The 20,295-nt window shown below is 65.4% G+C and carries 16 protein-coding genes and 1 pseudogene; 7 read left to right on the top strand and 10 right to left on the bottom strand.

Features of this window, described 5'->3' with window-relative positions:
• Positions 1-51 precede the first annotated feature (51 nt).
• On the top strand, positions 52-702 hold the full coding sequence (locus tag AL3_RS04255) for a vitamin K epoxide reductase family protein (RefSeq protein WP_370664995.1): 651 nt from the start codon (positions 52-54) through the stop codon (positions 700-702).
• Positions 703-738: 36 nt separating this feature from the next.
• Here AL3_RS04255 and AL3_RS04250 read toward each other — a convergent pair whose 3' ends face one another.
• The 6 genes from AL3_RS04250 to AL3_RS04225 all read right to left on the bottom strand — a co-directional run bounded on the left by AL3_RS04250 (position 739) and on the right by AL3_RS04225 (position 8,183).
• The gene (locus AL3_RS04250; RefSeq protein ID WP_066297240.1) at positions 739-1,374 is read right to left on the bottom strand and encodes a CG0192-related protein; all 636 of its coding nucleotides are present in this window, start codon (positions 1,372-1,374) and stop codon (positions 739-741) included.
• A 92-nt stretch (positions 1,375-1,466) separates the two neighbouring features.
• Positions 1,467-1,886, bottom strand: coding sequence for a nucleoside-diphosphate kinase (ndk, locus tag AL3_RS04245; RefSeq protein ID WP_066297233.1), 420 nt, complete (start codon positions 1,884-1,886; stop codon positions 1,467-1,469).
• Positions 1,887-1,937: 51 nt separating this feature from the next.
• On the bottom strand, positions 1,938-2,405 hold the full coding sequence (locus AL3_RS04240; protein WP_066297224.1) for a DUF4233 domain-containing protein: 468 nt from the start codon (positions 2,403-2,405) through the stop codon (positions 1,938-1,940).
• Positions 2,406-2,409: 4 nt separating this feature from the next.
• Positions 2,410-3,789, bottom strand: a complete 1,380-nt coding sequence (locus tag AL3_RS04235; protein ID WP_066297222.1) for a bifunctional folylpolyglutamate synthase/dihydrofolate synthase — start codon at positions 3,787-3,789, stop codon at positions 2,410-2,412.
• Positions 3,789-7,097: an isoleucine--tRNA ligase gene (gene ileS, locus AL3_RS04230; protein ID WP_066297215.1), complete on the bottom strand. Its 3,309-nt coding sequence runs from the start codon at positions 7,095-7,097 to the stop codon at positions 3,789-3,791. The genes AL3_RS04235 and ileS overlap by 1 nt, the downstream gene beginning before the upstream one ends.
• A gap of 342 nt (positions 7,098-7,439) precedes the next feature.
• Positions 7,440-8,183 (bottom strand): SDR family oxidoreductase, encoded by a 744-nt coding sequence (locus AL3_RS04225; protein ID WP_066297214.1) that lies wholly within the window; start codon positions 8,181-8,183, stop codon positions 7,440-7,442.
• A gap of 250 nt (positions 8,184-8,433) precedes the next feature.
• Between AL3_RS04225 and AL3_RS17965 the strand changes: the two genes are divergently transcribed.
• On the top strand, positions 8,434-9,216 hold the full coding sequence (locus tag AL3_RS17965) for a phosphotransferase family protein (protein WP_205054114.1): 783 nt from the start codon (positions 8,434-8,436) through the stop codon (positions 9,214-9,216).
• 296 nt (positions 9,217-9,512) lie between these two features.
• Positions 9,513-10,322, top strand: coding sequence for an endonuclease domain-containing protein (locus AL3_RS04220; protein ID WP_066297213.1), 810 nt, complete (start codon positions 9,513-9,515; stop codon positions 10,320-10,322).
• 468 nt (positions 10,323-10,790) lie between these two features.
• Here AL3_RS04220 and AL3_RS04215 read toward each other — a convergent pair whose 3' ends face one another.
• On the bottom strand, positions 10,791-11,156 hold the full coding sequence (locus AL3_RS04215; protein WP_066297210.1) for a DUF488 domain-containing protein: 366 nt from the start codon (positions 11,154-11,156) through the stop codon (positions 10,791-10,793).
• Positions 11,157-11,264: 108 nt separating this feature from the next.
• Here AL3_RS04215 and valS point away from each other — a divergent pair, with 108 nt between their 5' ends.
• The 4 genes from valS to AL3_RS04195 all read left to right on the top strand — a co-directional run bounded on the left by valS (position 11,265) and on the right by AL3_RS04195 (position 17,628).
• Positions 11,265-13,883: a valine--tRNA ligase gene (gene valS / locus AL3_RS04210; protein WP_066297208.1), complete on the top strand. Its 2,619-nt coding sequence runs from the start codon at positions 11,265-11,267 to the stop codon at positions 13,881-13,883.
• A 430-nt stretch (positions 13,884-14,313) separates the two neighbouring features.
• The gene (uriH, locus tag AL3_RS04205; RefSeq protein ID WP_066297206.1) at positions 14,314-15,261 is read left to right on the top strand and encodes a uridine-preferring nucleoside hydrolase UriH; all 948 of its coding nucleotides are present in this window, start codon (positions 14,314-14,316) and stop codon (positions 15,259-15,261) included.
• Positions 15,258-16,688: a uridine transporter UriT gene (gene uriT / locus AL3_RS04200; protein WP_246168598.1), complete on the top strand. Its 1,431-nt coding sequence runs from the start codon at positions 15,258-15,260 to the stop codon at positions 16,686-16,688. The genes uriH and uriT overlap by 4 nt, the downstream gene beginning before the upstream one ends.
• Positions 16,689-16,713: 25 nt before the next feature.
• Positions 16,714-17,628 (top strand): ribokinase, encoded by a 915-nt coding sequence (locus AL3_RS04195; RefSeq protein WP_066297202.1) that lies wholly within the window; start codon positions 16,714-16,716, stop codon positions 17,626-17,628.
• Between the two features lie 41 nt (positions 17,629-17,669).
• Here AL3_RS04195 and AL3_RS19035 read toward each other — a convergent pair.
• The 3 genes and pseudogenes from AL3_RS19035 to clpX form a co-directional block, all read right to left on the bottom strand.
• Positions 17,670-17,871 (bottom strand): annotated as a pseudogene (locus AL3_RS19035) (LuxR C-terminal-related transcriptional regulator); the annotation flags it as partial.
• Between the two features lie 414 nt (positions 17,872-18,285).
• Positions 18,286-18,915, bottom strand: coding sequence for a mycothiol-dependent nitroreductase Rv2466c family protein (locus tag AL3_RS04185; protein ID WP_066297197.1), 630 nt, complete (start codon positions 18,913-18,915; stop codon positions 18,286-18,288).
• Between the two features lie 28 nt (positions 18,916-18,943).
• On the bottom strand, positions 18,944-20,236 hold the full coding sequence (gene clpX, locus AL3_RS04180; protein ID WP_066297194.1) for an ATP-dependent Clp protease ATP-binding subunit ClpX: 1,293 nt from the start codon (positions 20,234-20,236) through the stop codon (positions 18,944-18,946).
• Positions 20,237-20,295: the final 59 nt, after the last annotated feature.

Raw genomic sequence — 20,295 nt, 5'->3', positions numbered from 1 at the left:
CTTTACACGGCATAGAATCGGACCACCGACACCTGTCCAAAGGAGCAACGCGTGCCTTCCAGCGCCACTCGCCCGCCCGCCCGAGACCAGGCCGCCTACCGCGGCGATGAGTCCGGCCTGGCCCGTTCCGTCCGCCAGCGCCCGTACGCGCTGCTGCTCCTCATCACATCCCTGGTGGGCTGGGCGGCCTCGGGCATCCTGGTGCTTGAACGGCTGCGGGTCTACGCCGACTCCAACTATGTCACGAGCTGCGACATCAGCCCCTGGGTCTCCTGCGGGACCGTTTTTCAGACCTGGCAGGCCGCTCTCTTCGGCTTCCCCAACCCGCTGATCGGCATCGTTGCCTTTGCGGTGACTATCACGGTGGCCATGTCAATGCTGGCCGGCGCGCAGTTCTCCCGCTGGTACTGGGTGGCAGTCCAAGCCGGCGTCACCGTAGGGATGGGCTTCGTGGTCTGGCTCTGGAGCCAGGCCCTCTTCGATATCTACGTCCTGTGCCTCTACTGCATTGTCGTGTGGACGGCGATGATCCCGCTGTTCGTCTTTACGACGGTGCGGAACCTCGCCCACGGCGTCATTCCGGCACCCAAGAGCTTGGTCAACTTTGTTTCGGAGTGGGCGTGGGCCATCACTGCCCTGTTCTGGGTTTCCGTGGCGGCCTCGATCTTCTTCCGCTTTATGAATGCGTTCCTGGGCGGCTAAGCTGCTTCAGCTCGGCAGCTGAAGCAGCTTCCTGCCCTATCCGAGGGGCAGTGCCCAGCCCAGCACCACGGGTTCCCGCTGCCCCTTCCAGAGAGCGGCCAGGGAGGGCGGCGGCGCTGCCCGTCCCCCAAGGTCAAGGAGACGCACCACGGAGAGTTCCCAGTCCCCCTGACGAAGCGTGGACGTTACCCAGCCCCCGGGTTCATGGTCGGGTGCTTCCACCAGTTCTTCGCCGTCCGGCATTCCGCTGCCCACCAGTTCCACGGTGGGTTCCAGTTCCCTGCGCACCCCGTCTTCCTCGACGTACAGCGGAGCCTGGTCCCTGCCGTCAATGACAGCAGCTGCGAATTCCTGGGTATAGACAGGATCTCCGCAGGCGTCGTAGACCCAGCGCCGGCCGAGGACTGAATGTTCCATGGTCCCGATCAGGAAGTCGTCGGCACCGGCCAGCGGCGCTCCCCGGTAGGTCAGGGGGACCTGGACAGTGTGGGAACCTGCCCGCACCAGATGCGTTTCGATGCCTACCTGGCCCGCCGGGTCGTCGAAACGGTATGCCCCCAGAGGCTCGGCTTCCACCGGACCGTCCTCCGGAAACCAGGAGGCTTTCGGCAGCCATTGGGAGATGAGTTCCATTTTTCCGGGGCGCAGCTCGGCGCTGTAGATACGTGCCATGAAGCACAGCCTAGGCCACGGGTGCGGCAAAGACACAGGAAGCCGGCACCCTTTGCGGGTGCCGGCTTCCTGCCGTCTTACGCGGATCCGGACTAGTTGCCGAACCAGATACCAATCTCGCGTTCTGCGGACTCTGCCGAGTCAGAACCGTGGACCAGGTTCTGCTGGACCTTCGTGCCCCAGTCCCGGCCGAAGTCGCCGCGGATGGTTCCCGGAGCGGCAGTGGTCGGTTCGGTGGTGCCGGCCAGGGAGCGGAAGCCCTCGATGACCCGCTGGCCTTCGAAGACCGCAGCCACGATCGGACCACTGAGCATAAACTCCACCAGCGGTTCGTAGAACGGCTTCCCGACGTGCTCTTCGTAGTGTGCCTCGAGCAGTTCCCGGGTGGCGTCCATCTTCTTCAACTCGGCCAAGGTGTAGCCCTTGGCCTCGACGCGGGCCAGGATGGCGCCGGTCAGGTTCCGCTTAACGCCGTCGGGCTTGATCAGGACGAGTGTGCGCTCGGTGCTCACGCTTGGTATCTCCTTGAAGTTGGGGTTGGTCGGTGTTGCCTGCTCATAAGCCTAACTGCTGGCTTCGCCGGGTTCCTGCCCGCCGGTTTCTCCGCCGTGGCTGGCATCCCACTCGGCCTGCTCCCGGTCACGCTGCCGGTTTTCCCGGTCCAGACGCGCTCCGGTACGCAGCGCGTACCACCAGGTGCCGGCAAAGAGCGCACCGACCAGGAACATCATCGGTTCCAGGAACCCGGTGGCAATGATGGCCAGCTGCAGGATCCAGCCGATCCACGGGCCTGCGGGCTTGGACAGGAATGCACATGCCGCCACCAGTGCGGCGGCCAGCAGGATGCCCCCGGCCAGGATGGCCACGGGCGCCACCCGGTCCCGCTGCAGTCCGAAAACCGCCAGGGTGCCAAAGAGCACCACAAAGGCTTCCAGGCTCAGGACGGTGGACGCAAACATCACGCGGATGGACCGGCGCTTTTTGGGCATGCCGGGACGCCATTCGCGCTGGGCCTTGGTCATTCGTGCCATGTGCTTACTTTCCGAGAAGGGTGCGCGCTTCCGCGACCACCGTGATGGAACCGATGATGAGCACGCCGCCGGCGAGGTCGTTGTTCTCCTCCGCCTTGGCAACAGCCCACTCGATCGCGTTGTCGAGGGCGGGTTCCACCTGGATATCCGCGTCGGCGAAACCGGCGTCAACTGCGTCCTGGACGAGTTCCTCCGCAGGGATGGCCCGGGGCGAGCTGGACTGCGTCAGGCAGATGCCTGTGACAATGTCCCCCAGCGTTTCCCTGAGCTCGGTGAGGATTCCCACGGAATCTTTCTCCGCCAGAACGCCGGCAACAATGACCAGTGAGGAGAGGTTGAAGGACTCCAGCACCGCCTGGGCGCTGGCTTTTGCCCCGGCAGGATTGTGTGCGGCGTCCACAATGATGGTCGGCGCAGTGCGCACCACTTCCAGGCGCCCGGGAGACGTCACCGTCTGGAAGCCCGTGCGCAGGAGTTCAACATCGAGTTCCTTGGTTCCGCCGCCAATGAAGGCTTCCAAAGCGGCGACGGCGAGGGCGGCGTTCTCCGCCTGGTGCGCCCCGTGCAGCGGGACCAGCAGTTCCTCGTAACGGCCCGCCAGTCCGTTGATGGTCACCATCTGACCGCCTACGGCCATAGTCCGGGACTCGACGCCGAACTCCACGCCCTCAAAGCGGAACGGCACGCCAACCTCGTTGGCCTTCTCCAGCAGGACCTGGGCGGCCTCCACCGGCTGAGCCGCGCTGATCAGGAAGCCATTCTCCTTGATGATGCCGGCTTTTTCCAGTGCGATGTCCGCGACGTCGTCACCGAGCAGCTCGGTGTGGTCGAGGGAAATCGGCGTAACCACTGAGACCTGGCCGTCGCCGACGTTGGTCGCGTCGGTAATACCGCCCAGCCCCACTTCGATCACGGCCACGTCAACGGGTTCGTCGGCAAAAACGGCGAACGCCAGAATGGTCACGCACTCGAAGTACGTCAGCCGGGGTTCCCCGGCGGCGTCCAGCTCGGCGTCGACCATCTGCAGATACGGGTGGATTTCGTCCCAGATCCGCACGAAGGTCTCATCCGAGACGGGTTCACCGTCAATGCTGATGCGTTCGGTGACTTTGCTCAGATGCGGGCTCGTATAGCGCCCTGTGCGCAGCCCATAGGCCTGCAGCCCGCCCTCGATCAGCCGCGCCGTCGACGTTTTGCCGTTGGTGCCGGTGATGTGGATGATCGGGAAAGCCTTGTTCGGCTCGCCCAGGAGCTCCATGGCACGGAACAGGGGAGCCATGCGCGGCTCCATCCTGTTCTCCGGTGCCCGGCTGAGCAGTTCCGCATAAACGCTCTCGACGGAGAACCCGTCGATGGACCCCGAGGGGCTGTCCGCGTTGTTCATTAGATTTTCTCCACGGTTACATCGAAGGATTCGTCGCCGCCGCGGCTTGCGGCGGTGAGCACCAGGTCATCGGTCAGGGTTTCGGCCTTGATGAGGTCCGCGTTGGCTTCCAGTGCTGCGGCCTCTCCGGCGCCGGTGGACACCGTGGCGCGGATCCGGTCGCTGATGTGCAGGCCTGCATCGCGGCGGGCCTGCTGGATCGCGCGGATTGCGTCCCGGGCGGTGCCTTCGGCAGCGAGCTCGGGAGTCACCTCGGTGTTCAGTACCAGGAAGCCGCCGCCGGGCAGGACCGCCACAGCCTTGGAGGATTCACCGTCGCCGGACTCCACCACGGTTTCCAGGGTGTATTCGTGCGGTTCCAGGGCCAGTCCCCCGGCGGTGACAGCGCCGTCGTCGGCCACCGACCAGTCGCCGGACTTGGCCGCCTTGATGGCGGTCTGCACGTTCTTGCCCAGGCGCGGACCGGCGGCCCGGGCGTTGACCACCAGTTTCTGCGTGATGCCGAACTCGGACGGGTCTGCGGCGCCGGCGTCGATCAGCCGGACCGACTTCAGGTTGAGCTCGTCGGCGATGATGGCCGCAAAGTGGCCTTCCAGCTTTTCAGCGTCCGGCGCCACAACCGTCATACCGGAGAGCGGCAGGCGGACCCGGAGGTTGGCGCCCTTGCGCAGCGACGAGCCAACGGAAGCGATCTTGCGGGTGAGGTCCATGCGGGCCACCAGGTCCGCATCCCGCGGGAACGCTCCGGCTTCGGGCCAGTCGGTCAGGTGCACGGAACGCCCGCCGGTCAGGCCGCGCCAGATCTCCTCCGAGACCAGCGGCAGCAGCGGCGCAGCCACCCGGCAGACGCTTTCGAGGCAGGTGTAGAGCACGTCGAAGGCCTGGGTGTCCTCGTCAAAGAACCGGCTGCGGCTGCGGCGGACGTACCAGTTGGTCAGGGTGTCCATGTAAGCGCGCAGCATCTCGCAGGCGACGGACACGTCATAGGTGTCCAGCGCCGTCGTCATATTCCGGATGAGGTCACCGGTGGCGGCCAGCATGTACTGGTCAAGGGGTTCGGTGGACTCGTGGCGCAGCGTCGCCTCGTAACCGGCGCCGTTGTTGGCAGCGTTGGTGTAGAGGGTGAAGAAGTGCCAGACGTTCCAGAGCGGGAGGATGACCTGCCGGACGCCGTCGCGGATCCCCTGCTCCGTGACGACCAGGTTGCCGCCGCGCAGGATCGGGGAAGCCATCAGGAACCAGCGCATGGCGTCGGAGCCGTCGCGGTCCAGCACCTCGGAGACATCCGGGTAGTTCTGCAGCGACTTGGACATTTTCTGCCCGTCGGAGCCGAGGACGATGCCGTGGCTGATGACGTTGCGGAACGCCGGCCGGTCAAAGAGCGCCGTGGCCAGCACATGCAGCGTGTAGAACCAGCCGCGGGTCTGGCCGATGTACTCCACAATGAAGTCGCCTGGGTTGTGGTGCTCGAACCAGTCCGCGTTCTCATGCGGGTAGTGCACCTGGGCGTAGGGCATGGAGCCGGAGTCGAACCAGACGTCCAGGACGTCCTCGACACGGCGCATGATGGACTGGCCCTCTTCCGGGGTGCGGGGATCGTCCGGGTTGGGCCGGGTCAGCTCGTCGATGAACGGGCGGTGCAGGTCCGGCTGGCCTTCCTTGTTCAGGGGCAGCCGGCCGAAGTCCGCCTCCATCTCCGCCAGGGAGCCGTAGACGTCGGTGCGCGGGTAGTTGGGGTCATCCGAAACCCACACCGGGATAGGGCTGCCCCAGTAGCGGTTGCGGCTGATCGACCAGTCGCGGGCGTTTTCCAGCCACTTGCCGAACTGCCCGTCCTTGACGTTCTCCGGGATCCAGTTGATCTCCTGGTTCAGCTCGACCATACGGTCCTTGATCTTGGTGACCTCCACGAACCAGGAGGAGACCGCCTTGTAGATCAGCGGGTTCCGGCAGCGCCAGCAGTGCGGGTAGCTGTGCTCGTAGCTGGCCTGGCGCAGCAGCCGGCCTTCGGCCTTGAGTTCGCGGGTGATCGGCTTGTTGGCCTCAAAGACCTGCAGACCGGCGATTTCGGCCAGCGGGCCTTCGCCGAACATGGGCAGGAACTTGCCGCCCTCGTCCACGGAGAGGATCACCGGGATGCCGTTGGCTTCGCAGATCTTCTGGTCATCTTCACCGTAGGCCGGAGCCTGGTGGACGATGCCGGTGCCGTCGGTGGTAGTGACGTAGTCGGCCACCACCACACGCCAGGCGCTGGCGGTGCCCCACTTCTCAGCATCGGTGTAGTAGTCCCACAGCGGCTGGTAGCGCAGCCCTTCGAGTTCCTTGCCGGTGTGCACGGAGGTGACGGCGGCGCGGGCGGAATCGGCGTCGTCGTACCCCAGGTCCTTGGCGTAGGAACCGACCAGGTCCTCGGCGAGGAGGAAGCGGGCCTCGCCTGCCGCTTCCTGATCCAGCATCGTGCCGTTGGGACCGGCGGGGACGACGGCGTAGCGGACGTCCGGTCCGACGGCGAGGGCCATGTTGGTGGGCAGCGTCCACGGCGTGGTGGTCCAGGCGACGGCGTTGACGCCCTCAAGCTCGGCGGAGAGCACGTTGTCTCCGGCGAGCAGCGGGAAGGTGACCGTGACCGTCTGGTCCTGGCGCATCTTGTAGACGTCGTCGTCCATGCGCAGCTCGTGGTTGGAGAGCGGGGTCTCGTCCTTCCAGCAGTACGGGAGCACCCGGAAACCGCTGTAGGTCAGGCCCTTTTCATGCAGGGTCTTGAAGGCCCAGATGACCGACTCCATGTACTCGACGTTGAGCGTCTTGTAGTCGTTGTTGAAGTCCACCCAGCGGGCCTGGCGGGTGACGTAGTCCTGCCACTCGCCGGCGTACTTCATGACCGAGGCGCGGCAGGCATCGTTGAACTTGTCGATGCCCATCTTCTCGATCTGGACCTTGTCGCTCATGCCCAGCTGCTTCATGGCTTCCAGCTCGGCCGGCAGGCCGTGCGTGTCCCAGCCGAAGCGGCGCTCCACGCGGTGTCCGCGCTGGGTCTGGTAGCGGGCCACCAGGTCCTTGACGTAGCCGGTGAGCAGGTGTCCGTAGTGCGGCAGGCCGTTGGCGAAGGGCGGACCGTCGTAGAAGACGAACTCGTTGGAGCCGTCCTTCCCGGCGGGCCGGGCGTCAATGGAGGCCTGGAACGTGCCGTCCTTATCCCAGTACTTCAGAACCCGTTCTTCGAGTTCCGGAAACTTCGGTGAGGACGCTGCAGCTTCGGCGGCATCGCCGGTGGAGGCCTTGGGGTAGATCTGTGGCATATTCGTCATCCTGGTAGCGGCAAGTAAATCTGGCTCGTGTAAAACAGGATGCGAGGGCGAGTCTCCGTCTTTGGCTGACGCCGGAGGAAACCGCGGTACCACCTCGCTTGCCGCCGTCGTGCGCCTGTGGATCTGGTGTGTTCCTGGTGCGCGCCGGCTGCCGCTCGTTGACTGCTGTGACGGGCTTACCCGTCCGGTTCTACTGGGCGCCGCCCCGTCCGTGAGACGGAGGTGGCGCTTTTCTTCCGGAAGCTCACCGGTGATAGCCGGGTCTAAGCTGCTTGGGCCAGTTTAGGCCACCCCCGGGGCGGATGTCGAAGCCACCCCGGGCGGGATGGCGCGGGACTTCCGCTAGCGGCGGATCACCTTGTGCTGAGCGGCCTGGGCGACGGGACGGATGACGACCTGGTCCAGGTTGACGTGGTGCGGAGCATTGAGGGCGTACGCCATCACGTCCGCGACGTCCTCGGCCGTGAGCGGCTTGCTGACCCCGGCGTAGATCTTTGCAGCGGCCGCTGCGTCACCGAGGCGGTTCACAGCGAATTCCTCGGTCTTCACCATTCCCGGCAGGATCTCGATCACCCGCACGTTGTGTTCCGCTTCCTCGAGCCGCAGCGCCTGGGCCATGGCCTCTTCGCCCGCCTTTGCGGCGCAGTACCCGGCTCCGCCTTCATAAGCTGCGAGTGCCGCAGTGGAGGTCAGCATCAGGATCGAACCGCGGCCGTTGTCCCGGAGTGAGGGCAGGAACGCCTGGGTCACGTACAGCGTGCCCAGAACATTAACGTTGTACATGCGGGTCCAGTCTTCGGGATTGCCGTCAGCGACGGAGTCCATGCCGAAAGCGCCTCCGGCGTTGTTGACCAGGGCATCCACTCCTCCGCCGGCAAGGACTGTCCGGGCCATCGCGTCCACGGATGCTTTGTCCGTGATGTCGCAGGTAACCGTCTGCGCGCCGGTCTCTTCCGCCAGCTCCCGGAGCCGGTCCTCCCGCCGGGCCACGGCGACGACGTCCCATCCGGTGTTCCGCAGCGCGCGCACTGCCGCTGCACCAATTCCCGAGCTGGCTCCGGTTACGACCACGCGCTTTTTCGTCATGGCGCCACCCTATCGGCTCCCCTTTCGTGGCCTGAATCAGGAGTCGTGCTGTGCGGGGTGGGTGGGGGCTGGGCTGGGTGACTGGGGGGCGGTGGGGGTGGGCAGGCCGAACTTCCTGCCTTTCGGCTGCCCGCCCTTCCCACGTTCTGCGTCAGGAGTGAATGATGAGGTCCCATAGGTAGCCATCCGTCACAAACCGTGGGAGGGGCGGGCAGGTTGTTTCACGTCCGGCACCGCTTAGTGTTGCTCCATGAACGACGGTATTCGGATTGAGTGGGCGGACCTGCCCCTGCCGGTCCGTTCGGCCGTTGAGTCCATAGTCGGCGGTCCAGTCGTCGTGACCAGCTCCGAGGCGGGAGGGTACTCGCCGGGAAGCGCGGACCGCATCGTCACAGCCAGCGGCCGCCGGGCCTTCGTGAAGGCTGTCAGCAGCTCACTAAACCCTGAATCTCCACACCTGCACCGCAGGGAAGCGCGGATCGTGAGCGTGCTCCCGGACGATCTGCCTATCCCCCGCTTCCTGGGTATGCATGACGACGGCGGGTGGGTCGCCTTGGTCTTCGACGATGTCGACGGTCGTCATCCTCGGCTTTCAGGCACCGATCGTGCCGCCGTCCTCACAGCACTGGACTCAATGTCGGCCCGGCCCCTGCCGGCACAGACTCTTGCAGTGCTTCCGCCGCTGGCTGACGAGCTGCGTCAGGATTTCCAGGGCTGGGAGAGGCTGCGCAGTGCGCCATACCCAGGACTTGACCCATGGGCAGCGAGGAACCAGGCACGTTTTGAGTCTCTTTCTGCTGCCGCCGCAGATGCTCTCAGCGGGAACCGGCTCGTGCACGGCGACCTCCGGTCCGACAACCTTCTCATCGGCAGCGATGGAAAAGTGGTCCTGGTGGACTGGCCGTGGGCAGCTCACGGTGCTCCCTGGTTCGATGCCCTGTCGGTGCTCATCGATGCGCGGACCCGTCATGCAATACGGAGACAGCGCTCCGGGAACATGCAGTCTTCGCCGCTTCCGACCCGGAGAAGGTGAACGCCGTGCTCGCAGGTCTGGCCGGATACTTCGTCGACAGTGCACGCCGACCCCCGCCGCCTGGGCTGCCCACGCTGCGTGCTTTCCAGCGGGCAGAAGGAATTGCATGTCTGGCATGGCTCCGCGAGCGGCTGGAGCCCGCAGGGATACGTTGAGCATGCCACTGGCTTCTTTCGGCTCCGACCGGAAGTCGCACGGGCCCTCCACAGGCGGAACAGGAGGGCCGGCTGTCCCCTGGTCGGGACCAATATGGCCCCGATCCCTGGGAACCCGGTCAGACTGGCCGGGTGGAACCTATGGAGGCCTTCTGCAGAGCTCATCACGGGCTGCTCAGCCGCGGTGCCTGGGAGGCGAACGGGTTCAGCCGGTCACAGCTCCGGGCGGCCGAACGCCGCGGGGTGCTGCAGCACAAACTCCCGGGCTACTACGGCCTGCCTGACTGTCCCGAAGAACTGCTGCTCGCCGCGTCCCTGTCCTCGTCGCTGACCTGTGCCTCGTCAGCGGAGGTAAAGGGGTGGTGGCTCCTGGAAAAACCAGAGCATGCGCACGTCCGTGCGGACAGGTCAATCCAGCATCCCGGCATCTGCCTGCACCGGGGCAGGAGGACAAGGGGCCGGCTCATTGCGTCCCCGGTCGAGATTATTCGGGACGCATTCCGGTGCCTGCCGCCGCTGCAGGCCCTGGTCCTCGCAGAATCCGCAGTGGCGCGCAATGCCGTTTCCCTGCCGACGCTCCAGCGGACCCTGGGACGAACACGGGATTGGCAAGCCCAAGGACTGCTGGCTGGTATGGGCCGGCCCAAGGCATCCCCGCTGGAGGTCTGTGCCCGTTACCATCTGTTGGCCGCCGGGCTGGCGGTCCAGGAGGAAGTCCTGGTGCCGGGCGTCGGCCGGGTGGACTTTCTGGTTGCGGGACGGCTCATCATTGAGATTGACGGCTTCGAGTTCCACAGCAACCGGAAGCAGTACCGCCAGGACCGGGCCCGGTGGAACGCCGCAACCGCACAGGGTTACCACACCCTGCGCATCACGGCTGAGCTTGTCCTCGGCGACCCTGAAGGGTTCATCCAGCTGGTTCGGAACGCCCTGGCGGACCCCAGGCCCTGACCAGCAGTTCATCCTAAGCCGACTTTTGGCTGGAACCATAGACCGTGTGCATGTCCTGTGTACCGGCCTTCCCACACTCTGTGACTGATGTTCAGCGATGTGATCACATTGGTCCCACCTGTCACATCAGGTGGGAACTCTGGGCCATCGCATCGCAGTTACCGGTCGCCGGTCGCCGGTTCACCCTACGGGCCGGCTGCGGCAGCGGTGGTTCCAAGAAACGCCACGGCAGGGGAAACGATGCGAACCTCGGCACGGACCAGACCGCCGGTGTCGGACCGGGCGGGGCGCTATGCGGAGGTAGTTCCGTGGCACGCATCGACAGAATTCCTGCCTGGTGGGCCTTAGCGGACAACTGGTGGCTCCCGCGTGGATGGATCGCCGGGGCGCACTCATCCTCTCCGGCGGCATAGCGATCGCACTGGTTGTTTCCAGCTACACGCCGGCCCCAGCACAAGCCCCAGCCCGCTACTCCCCCAACCTCCCCAGCACATAGTCCCGAATCACCACGGCCTCGTTCTGCTGCTCATTCCGGGCAGCGAAGAGCAGGACGGTGTCCGGCCGGGACCGGCACTGCTCAGCGAAAGAAGCAGCCGCCGGATTGTCCGACAGCTCCTGCAGATAGCGCCCGGTAAACCCTTGCCAGCGTTCCGGCCGGTGCCCAAACCACTGGCGCAGACCGGTGCTGGGTGCCACGTCCTTCAGCCAGTCGTCCAGCTGGGCACGTTCCTTCGATACCCCGCGCGGCCAGAGCCGGTCCACCAGGACCCGGAAACCGCCGTCGGGCTCCGCATAGATCCGCCGGATCCGCACGGTGGGAGATTCTGCCGCCATACGCCGGATGCTAACCCCCGCTCAGCCGCAAAGGAAGCCCGCCCAGCAGCGTCCACAACGGCCGACACAGATGCTGAACCAAAGGCCGCACATGGGACAATAGGGAGCATGGCTGAAAATACCCCGGGCACAGACACGCCCGCACCCGTCACCGTTTCCGTTCCTGACAAGCCCGCCCTGGAGGGGCTGGAAGAGTCCCTGAGCCGCCGCTGGCGGGAAGAGGGAACCTATGCCTTCAACCCGGACACGGTCCGGGACGAGGTCTACTCGATCGACACTCCCCCGCCGACGGCGTCCGGCTCGCTGCACGTGGGACACATGTTCTCCTACACGCAGACCGATGTGCTGGCCCGCTACCAGCGGATGAAGGGCAAGAACGTCTTCTATCCGATGGGCTGGGATGACAACGGCCTGCCCACCGAGCGCCGCGTGCAGAACTACTACGGTGTCCGCTGCGACCCGACCAAGCCGTACGATCCGGCCTACCAGCCGCCGGCCACCGCGCCGAAGAACCAGCGCGACTTCGACGTCGTCTCCCGCCGCAACTTCATCGAACTCTGCGAAGAGCTGGCAGTCGAAGATGAAAAGGTCTTCGAGAACCTCTTCAGTACGCTGGGCCTCTCCGTGGACTGGAACCGGACCTACCGGACCATTGATGACCATTCCCGCGCCGTCAGCCAGCGTGCCTTCCTTGAGAATCTGAAGGCCGGCGACGCCTACATGGCCGAAGCCCCGACGCTCTGGGACGTTACCTTCCGCACCGCCGTCGCGCAGGCTGAGCTCGAGGACCGCGAGCAGCCCGGTGCGTACCACCGGATCAGCTTCCACGCCCCGGACGGCGAGAAGATTCTGATCGAAACCACCCGCCCGGAACTGCTGCCCGCCTGCGTGGCGCTGGTGGCACACCCCGACGACGAGCGGTACCAGCGCCTGTTCGGCACCACGGTGAAGTCCCCGCTCTTCGACGTTGAGGTTGAGGTTAAGGCCCACCCCCTGGCGAAGCCGGACAAGGGCTCGGGCATCGCCATGATCTGTACTTTCGGCGACCTGACCGACGTGACCTGGTGGCGCGAGCTGAACCTTCCCACCCGCGCCGTGATCGGCCGTGACGGCCGGATCCTGGCCGACACCCCGGAATGGATCAAGACGCCGTCCGCCAAGGAGAACTACGCTGCCCTCGCCGGCAAGACCGTCTTCAGCGCCAAGGAAACCGCGGTTGAGCTGCTGCGCGCCAGCGGCGACCTGGACGGCGAGCCGAAAAAGATCACCCACCCGGTGAACTTCTTTGAAAAGGGCGACAAGCCGCTTGAGGTCGTCACAAGCCGCCAGTGGTACATCCGCAACGGCGGCCGCGACGCCGACCGCCGGGAACGGCTGATTGCCCGCGGCAAGGAAATCGACTTCCACCCGGCCTTTATGCGCTCCCGCTACGAAAACTGGATTGAAGGCCTGAACGGTGACTGGCTGGTCTCCCGCCAGCGGTTCTTCGGCGTTCCGGTCCCGGTCTGGTACCCGCTGGATGCCTCCGGCAACCCGGACTACGACAACCCGATCCTTCCGGCGTTCGAGTCCCTGCCGGCCGATCCGGCCGCGGACCCGGCACCGGGCTACGAGGAGTCCCAGCGCAATCAGCCCGGCGGATTCATCGGCGACGCCGATGTGCTGGACACCTGGGCCACCTCCTCCCTGACCCCGCAGATCGTGGGCGGCTGGGGTGTTGATGAGGATCTCTTCGCCAAGGTCTTCCCGTTCGATCTGCGCCCGCAGGGCCACGACATCATCCGGACCTGGCTGTTCTCCTCCGTGGTCCGCGCCGATGCGCTGCAGCACGCCGCGCCCTGGAAGCACGCTGCAATCTCCGGCTGGATCCTGGACCCGGACCGCAAGAAAATGTCCAAGTCCAAGGGCAACGTGGTGGTCCCCACCGATGTGCTCAACGACTACGGGTCCGACGCCGTCCGGTACTGGGCTGCCTCAGCCAAGCTCGGTGCGGACACCGCGTATGAGATTGCCCAGATGAAGATTGGCCGCCGTCTGGCCATCAAGCTGCTGAACGCCTCCAAGTTCGTGCTGAACCTGGGTGCCACCGAGGCCAACGTGGTCACAGGTGACACCTCCGTGATCACGAACCCGCTGGACAAGTCGCTGCTCATCCAGCTGGTGGACGTCATCAACAACGCCACCAAGGCGTTCGAGAGCTACGACTACGCGCGGGCCCTGCAGATCACCGAGTCCTTCTTCTGGTCCTTCACGGACGACTACGTGGAGCTGATCAAGGACCGCGCCTACGGGGCCGCCGGGGAAGCCGAGCAGACTTCCGTCCTCGCGACGCTCGCGACGACGCTGGACTCCCTGCTGCGCCTGTTTGCCCCCTTCCTGCCCTTCGCAACCGAAGAGGTCTGGAGCTGGTGGCGTGCCGGTTCCGTGCACCGCGCTGCCTGGCCGTCTGCTGACGGCCTGGCCGGTGGGGCAGCCGGCGCGGACGCAGCTATCCTCGGAACCGTTGCCCAGGCCCTGGGCGGCATCCGGAAGGCGAAGTCCGAAGCCAAGGTCAAACAGCGCACCGAGGTGCTGACCGCCACGGTGACGGCATCCGCACCGCAGGTGGAACGCCTCCGGGCAGGCCTGCCGGACCTCCTGGCTGCGGGCAATGTCCGCAACCTGGACCTGGTGGCCGGCGACGGCGAACTTACCGTTAGCGGCGTCGAGCTGGCTCCCGCGGAATAACACCAGCGCCCGAACGCAAAAACACCCGGCCGGAGAAATCCGGCCGGGTGTTTTTGCGCTCCGGCCCGCGGTTCACCGGCCGCAAACGCAGCCGGGACCGGGCCTGAAGAACCGGTTCACACCGCCTGCAGCGCACAGGTTAAGCATCCTCCGGCCCGGAGGCAAATCGGCGCTCGCCCCGGAGAAGCACCGCGAAATACGGCACAGGAAACGTCGCTATCTTTAAGACAGTGCCCGCCCCTTCAGGGGCCAGTGCCGCCCTTCGAACCGTCTTCCGGCCCCGCCTGATCCCGTTCCGCTTGTGCTGCACTCCGCCGTGGCCCGGCCCGTATCCGCACCGCTGCGAACCACGGACCGGACAGCCAGGACGGGGCACTGCACCACGGGACCCACGGTCCCCCAGCTGGAACCTCAACGAAGCGGAGAAGTTATGCCCACCAAAATCATCCTGGACTGCGACCCCGGTCATGATGATGCGGTCGCCCTGCTGCTGGCACACGGCAGCCCGGAGATCGAGCTCCTGGCGGTGACCACCGTCGTCGGAAACCAGACCCTGGAAAAGGTGACCCGCAACGCGCTGGCAATTGCCCGTGTCGCAAATATCACAGGTGTCCCCTTCGCTGCAGGCAGCCCGCGTCCGCTGGTGCGGACGATCGAAAACGCTCCGGACATCCACGGCGAATCCGGCATGGACGGCCCCGAACTGCCCGAACCGGCCATCGAGCTGGATCCGCGGCACGCCGTCGACCTGATCATCGACACCGTGATGGCCCACGAACCCGGCACCGTCACGCTGGTGCCCACCGGCGGGCTGACCAACATCGCCCTGGCCGTGCGCAAGGAACCGCGCATCGCCGAACGCGTGAAGGAAGTTGTCCTCATGGGCGGCGGCTACCACGTGGGCAACTGGTCCGCGGTGGCCGAATTCAACATCATCATCGACCCCGAGGCCGCGCACATCGTTTTCAACGAAAAGTGGCCGCTGACCATGGTCGGCCTGGACCTGACCCACCAGGCGCTGGCCACGGACGAGGTAGCCGGCCGCATCGCCGCCGTTGGCACCAAGCCCGCGAAGTTCGTCGGTGAGCTCCTGGAGTTCTTCGGCAAGACCTACAAGGACGCGCAGGGCTTCGACTTCCCGCCGGTCCATGACCCGTGCGCCGTTGCCTACGTGATTGACCCCTCCGTTATGACCACCCGGCGCGTTCCCCTGGATGTGGAGCTGACCGGCACGCTGACACTGGGCATGACGGTAGCGGACTTCCGTGCCCCTGCGCCCGATGACTGCACCACCTCCGTCGCCGTCGACCTGGACCACCAGAAGTTCTGGGACCTGATTGTGGACGCGCTGGAGCGGATTGGCGAGGTAGACCTGTGAGCAAAACATCCCAGCGCCGCGTAAACGTGGCCGTGCTGATGACAGCACTGCTGGCCGCCTGCGTAGCCTTCCAGCTGAACGCTTCCATGCTGTCCCCCGCCCTGGTCACCATCGAGGAAGAGCTGAACACCACCTCGGCGGCAGTTGGCCTGAGCCAGACGGCGTTCTTCACCTCCGCAGCATTGTTCTCCCTGTTCCTCCCCCGGCTCGGTGACATCATCGGCCGCAAGAAGGTCCTCGGCGGGATGCTGGTGATCCTGACCATCGGCTCAGTGGTTGCCGCCCTGGCACCGAGCATCGAAGTCCTGTTCATCGCCCGCCTGATCCAGGGCGTGTCCGGTCCGGTGGTTCCACTGGCACTGATCATGCTCCGGGTGGAAATCCGCGAACCGAAGCTCTACGGCACCCTCATGGGCGTTATCACCGCCGTCAACGGCGGCATCGCCGGAGTTGACGCCCTGGCCGGCGGCTACCTGGCGCAGAACCACGGCTTCGCCTCGGTCTTCTGGGCCATGGCAGCGGTCGGTGCCATCGCATCGGTACTGCTGCTGGCGCTGGCTCCGGAGTCCACCGCAGAGAAGAAGGAAAAGATGGACTGGGTGGGTGTGGTTCCCCTGGTCATCTCTGTTGGCACCCTGCTCACCGCCTTCAACGAGGCCGGCAAGCTCGCAGCGGCCAACTGGCCGCTCGTCACCGGGCTCATCGTTATCGCCGTCATCGCCTTTGCGGTCTTCTGGAAGGTGGAAAACCGCAGCGACCATCCGCTGGTGGCCACCCATCTGCTCAAGCAGCGCTCCACCTGGTCGCTGCTGCTGACGACGCTGCTGACCATGACCGGCGTGTTTGCCGTGATGAACGGCATCATTCCTGCACTCGCACAGGACGGCGCCGTGGGCTTCGGCATGGGCGCCGAAGAGTCCGCGTGGTGGACACTGACCCCGTACGCCATCGCCGGACTGGTGATGGGTCCGATCGCCGGCCGCCTCGCCGCTACGTGGGGCTACGGCAAGGTACTCCGGATCGGCATGATCGGATCCGTGATCGCCCTGGCGCTGATGCTCCTGGTAGTCGGCAGCGACTCGAAGCTCGGGCTGCTGGGTGTGTCCCTGCTGGTCGGCATCACCTACGCCGGCATTGGCAACATCATGCTCAACGGCCTGGGCATTGTGCTCTCCCCCAAGGAGAACCCCGGCTTCCTGCCGGGCCTGAACGCCGGCGCCTTCAACCTGGGTGCAGGACTGAGCTTCGCGGTGATCTACGCGGTCAAGACGGCAACCACCGCTGCGGACGGCTCCGGCACCGAAGGCTACTACGGCGGTATTATTACCGGTCTGGTGATTCTGGTGCTGGCCCTGGCCGCGTCCTTCCTGATTCCGAAACCGGTCGACGCTGAAGTTCACGCCGAGACCGCCACCGCCACCCGCTGATCCCCCTCAAAGGAGAGTCCTGCGCATGTCCGCCGGAAAAGTTGTAGTTGTTGGCTCGCTGAACGCTGACCTCACTGTCCGCACTGAGCGTTTCCCCTCCCCGGGCGAAACGCTGGGCGGCTCGGAGCTGGTTATTGTCCCTGGCGGCAAGAGCGCCAATCAGGCGGCCGCAGCGGCCATCCTGGGCGCCAAGGTCCGGCTTTTCGGTGCGGTCGGGGCCGACGGGCACGGCGACCTGCTGCTGAAGGCGGCTGCCGAGGCCGGTGTTGATGCCTCTCGGGTCCTGCGGCGCCCGGACACAGCCACGGGCACAGCCATGATCGTGGTGGACGCCGCCGGGGAAAACACCATCATTGTTTCCCCCGGCGCCAACGGCACACTCAGCGGAGCCGATCTGCCGGCCGGCTTGTTCGACGACGCGGCCGTGCTCTGCCTAAGCCTGGAGGTGCCGCTGGAAACGGTGGCCGCCGCAGCGAAGGCCGGGCACCAGGCGGGCGCCGCCGTCCTGCTGAACCTCTCGCCGTACCGTGAGGTTCCCGCCGAGTTGCTGGCGCTCACCGATGTGCTGCTGGTCAACGCGCATGAGGCCGCCCAGGTCTCCGGCGTGGCTGATCCTGCAGCGGATTGGGAAGCCGTCATCGAGGCCTTCGCCGGCCTGGGCGTTAACCGCGCCGTCATCACACTGGGCGGGGACGGCGCCGTCGTTCTGGACGGCACCGCTGCCGGTGAAGACCGCATTGTGCAGATAGCTCCCGTCCGGGTGAGCGCGGTGGACACCACAGGCTGCGGCGACGCGTTCACGGCGGCCACCGCCGCCCGGCTCGCGGCCGGCGAGACGCTGCCCGCGGCTGCCGGGTTTGCCGCCAAGGCCGGTGCGCTGGCAGCGACGCTTCCGGGCGCGCAGTCCTCCTACCCGGCACTGGCTGCCCTCGCCGGCTAGCCCCGCCGGCGGACAGCGCAGGCTCTACGCCGGGAGGGATGTCAGCGCATACCCTCCCGGCGGATGGCAGTGGAGATCGCGGCTGCCCGGCTCTCCACTCCCAGCTTCACGTAAATGTGCGCCAGGTGGGTCTTCACCGTGGCCTCTGAGATAGACAGACGCCGGCCCTGCACCGCGCCCCCGCACCGCCGCAAAGATCTCTTCCGGAGACGCGACCTTGAGCAGGTATCCCATGGGTCCGGCAGCGCCGTCGTCATGGAAATCCAGCGTGAAAGTTTCCGGCAGGAAACCCCGGGTGACGGTGGCGCTGGCCGCAGAGGTGTGCAGCGGCGTATTGGCGGCAGCACTCTGGACCATCCGCAGCAGGGCATGCCGGACGACGGCACCAATTTCCCGCGGTTCACCGCGGATCCTCATCAACGCCGTGTGTGCCGGTGAGCCACGTCAACAACCTGGGCTGGACAGCACTGCAGGAAGCCGTGCTGCTCAACAGCGGCGGTCCCCGCCCTGCAGGACATCCTCAGCCAGCTCCTGGCAGCCGGAGCCGATCCAGGTATCCGTGATCCCCAAGGCCGGACGGCGCTGGAGAACGCGGAACGGCTGGGATTCACTCAGCTGGCGGAGATCATCCGGGCGGAAACCCGCCCGGCCCAGTGACTAGTTGAAGGCGGGGTCCTCGGTGCGGCTGCGCTTGATTTCGAAGAAATGCGGGTTGGAAGCCAGCAGCAGGGCGCCGTCGAACATCTTGCCTGCCTCTTCCCCGCGCGGGATGCGGGTGAGGACCGGGCCGAAGAACGCGGTGCCGTTGAACGCCACCACGGGCGTTCCGACGTCGTCGCCCACCTTGTCGATGGCTTCCTGGTGGGAAGCGCGAAGCTGGGTATCGTACGTATCGCTGGCAGCAAAGCGGGCCAGGTCCGCGGGAAGTTCCACTTCAGCCAGGGACTTGGAGATCACTTCGTCGAAGTCTTTGATGCCCTGGTCGTGGATCCGGGTACCCATGGCATCGTAGAGCTTCTTGATGTATTCCGATCCGTGCAGCTCAGCGGCCGCGATGATCACGCGCACCGGACCCCAGGCCCGGTCGATGCGTTCCCGGTAGGCTTCCGGAAGCTCGCGGCCCTCGTTGAGGACCGACAGGCTCATCACGTGCCATTCGGTCTGCACATCCCGGACCTTCTCCACCTCGCCCATCCAGCGGGACGTGATCCAGGCGAAGGGACAGGTCGGGTCGAACCAAAAGTCGGCTGTCGCGGTATTTTCGGGCACGTGGACACTCCTAGGCATGGTCGTACTGGGGTTGGTGCTGTGATCGCTAGGCGGACTTGTTGCGCCGCTTGGCGATGACATCGTGCGAAATCAGGGTGGGATCGGCTTTCTCCGTCACGGCTTCGCGGCTGATCACCACGCGGGCGATGTCCTCGCGGCTCGGGAGGTCGAACATAACCGGCAGGAGCACCTCTTCGAGGATCGCCCGCAGGCCGCGGGCACCGGTGCCCCGCTCCAGCGCCTGGTCCGCGATGGCTTCCAGCGCTTCGGTGTCGAAGGCAAGTTCGATACCGTCCAGCTGGAACATCTTCTGGAACTGCTTGACCAGGGAGTTTTTGGGTTCCGTAAGGATTTGGATCAGCGCGGTGCGGTCCAGGTTGGACACGGTGGTGATCACCGGCAGCCGGCCGATGAATTCAGGAATCAGCCCAAATTTCAGCAGGTCCTCGGGCATAACATCCGCGTAGGAATCGGTACCCTTGCTGGTCTCGTTCAGGGGTGCGCCGAAGCCGATCCCCTTCCGTCCGGAGCGCGAGCCAATGATCTCTTCCAGTCCCGCAAAGGCTCCGGCGACGATGAAGAGCACGTTGGTGGTGTCAATCTGGATGAATTCCTGGTGCGGATGCTTCCGGCCGCCCTGCGGCGGAACGGAGGCCACGGTGCCTTCCAGGATTTTCAGCAGCGCCTGCTGCACGCCTTCACCGGAGACATCCCGCGTGATGGAGGGGTTTTCGCTCTTCCGCGAGATCTTGTCGATCTCGTCGATGTAGATGATCCCCTGCTCGGCCTTCTTGACGTCGTAGTCGGCGGCCTGAATGAGCTTGAGCAGGATGTTCTCGACGTCCTCGCCAACATAACCGGCTTCGGTCAGGGCGGTCGCATCGGCGACGGCAAACGGCACATTCAGGCGGCGTGCCAGAGTCTGGGCCAGGTACGTCTTGCCGCAGCCGGTCGGACCAATCAGCAGGATGTTGGACTTGCCAATTTCGACGTCTTCGGTGCCGACGGTATCCGCCAGGCTGCCTGGACCGCGGCTGGCATGGCCAGACTGAATGCGCTTGTAGTGGTTGTACACGGCGACGGCGAGGGAACGCTTGGCCGGTTCCTGGCCAATAACGTACTCCTGCAGCGAGTCAAAGATCTCGCGGGGCTTGGGCAGGACAAACGAATCGCCCTCGGCTACTTCAGAGAGCTCTTCCTCGATGATCTCATTGCAAAGTTCGATGCACTCATCGCAGATGTAGACGCCGGGGCCGGCTATGAGCTTGCGCACCTGCTTCTGGCTCTTTCCGCAGAAAGAGCACTTGAGCAGATCTGCGCTCTCACCAATGCGAGCCATAATTCTGTCCCCTTTAGATGGTCCTTCGTCAGCGGTTTAGGTATCGGTGCAAATACGTG

This window comes from Arthrobacter luteolus NBRC 107841 (assembly GCF_001552075.1).
In the GTDB taxonomy this organism is placed as follows: Bacteria; Actinomycetota; Actinomycetes; order Actinomycetales; family Micrococcaceae; genus Arthrobacter_B; species Arthrobacter_B luteolus.
This window is presented reverse-complemented; position numbering and strand designations above follow the sequence as displayed.

What these genes read in the sequence shown, in the direction of transcription:
- AL3_RS04250 (WP_066297240.1), bottom strand. Translation starts at nt 1,374, where the DNA reads ATGGCACGTATCTACAGCGCCGAGCTGCGCCCCGGAAAAATGGAACTC.
- AL3_RS04240 (WP_066297224.1), bottom strand. Translation starts at nt 2,405, where the DNA reads ATGGCACGAATGACCAAGGCCCAGCGCGAATGGCGTCCCGGCATGCCC.
- AL3_RS04235 (WP_066297222.1), bottom strand. Translation starts at nt 3,789, where the DNA reads ATGAACAACGCGGACAGCCCCTCGGGGTCCATCGACGGGTTCTCCGTC.
- ileS (WP_066297215.1), bottom strand. Translation starts at nt 7,097, where the DNA reads ATGACGAATATGCCACAGATCTACCCCAAGGCCTCCACCGGCGATGCC.
- AL3_RS04225 (WP_066297214.1), bottom strand. Translation starts at nt 8,183, where the DNA reads ATGACGAAAAAGCGCGTGGTCGTAACCGGAGCCAGCTCGGGAATTGGT.
- AL3_RS17965 (WP_205054114.1), top strand. Translation starts at nt 8,434, where the DNA reads ATGAACGACGGTATTCGGATTGAGTGGGCGGACCTGCCCCTGCCGGTC.
- AL3_RS04220 (WP_066297213.1), top strand. Translation starts at nt 9,513, where the DNA reads ATGGAGGCCTTCTGCAGAGCTCATCACGGGCTGCTCAGCCGCGGTGCC.
- AL3_RS04215 (WP_066297210.1), bottom strand. Translation starts at nt 11,156, where the DNA reads ATGGCGGCAGAATCTCCCACCGTGCGGATCCGGCGGATCTATGCGGAG.
- valS (WP_066297208.1), top strand. Translation starts at nt 11,265, where the DNA reads ATGGCTGAAAATACCCCGGGCACAGACACGCCCGCACCCGTCACCGTT.
- uriH (WP_066297206.1), top strand. Translation starts at nt 14,314, where the DNA reads ATGCCCACCAAAATCATCCTGGACTGCGACCCCGGTCATGATGATGCG.
- AL3_RS04195 (WP_066297202.1), top strand. Translation starts at nt 16,714, where the DNA reads ATGTCCGCCGGAAAAGTTGTAGTTGTTGGCTCGCTGAACGCTGACCTC.
- AL3_RS04185 (WP_066297197.1), bottom strand. Translation starts at nt 18,915, where the DNA reads ATGCCTAGGAGTGTCCACGTGCCCGAAAATACCGCGACAGCCGACTTT.
- clpX (WP_066297194.1), bottom strand. Translation starts at nt 20,236, where the DNA reads ATGGCTCGCATTGGTGAGAGCGCAGATCTGCTCAAGTGCTCTTTCTGC.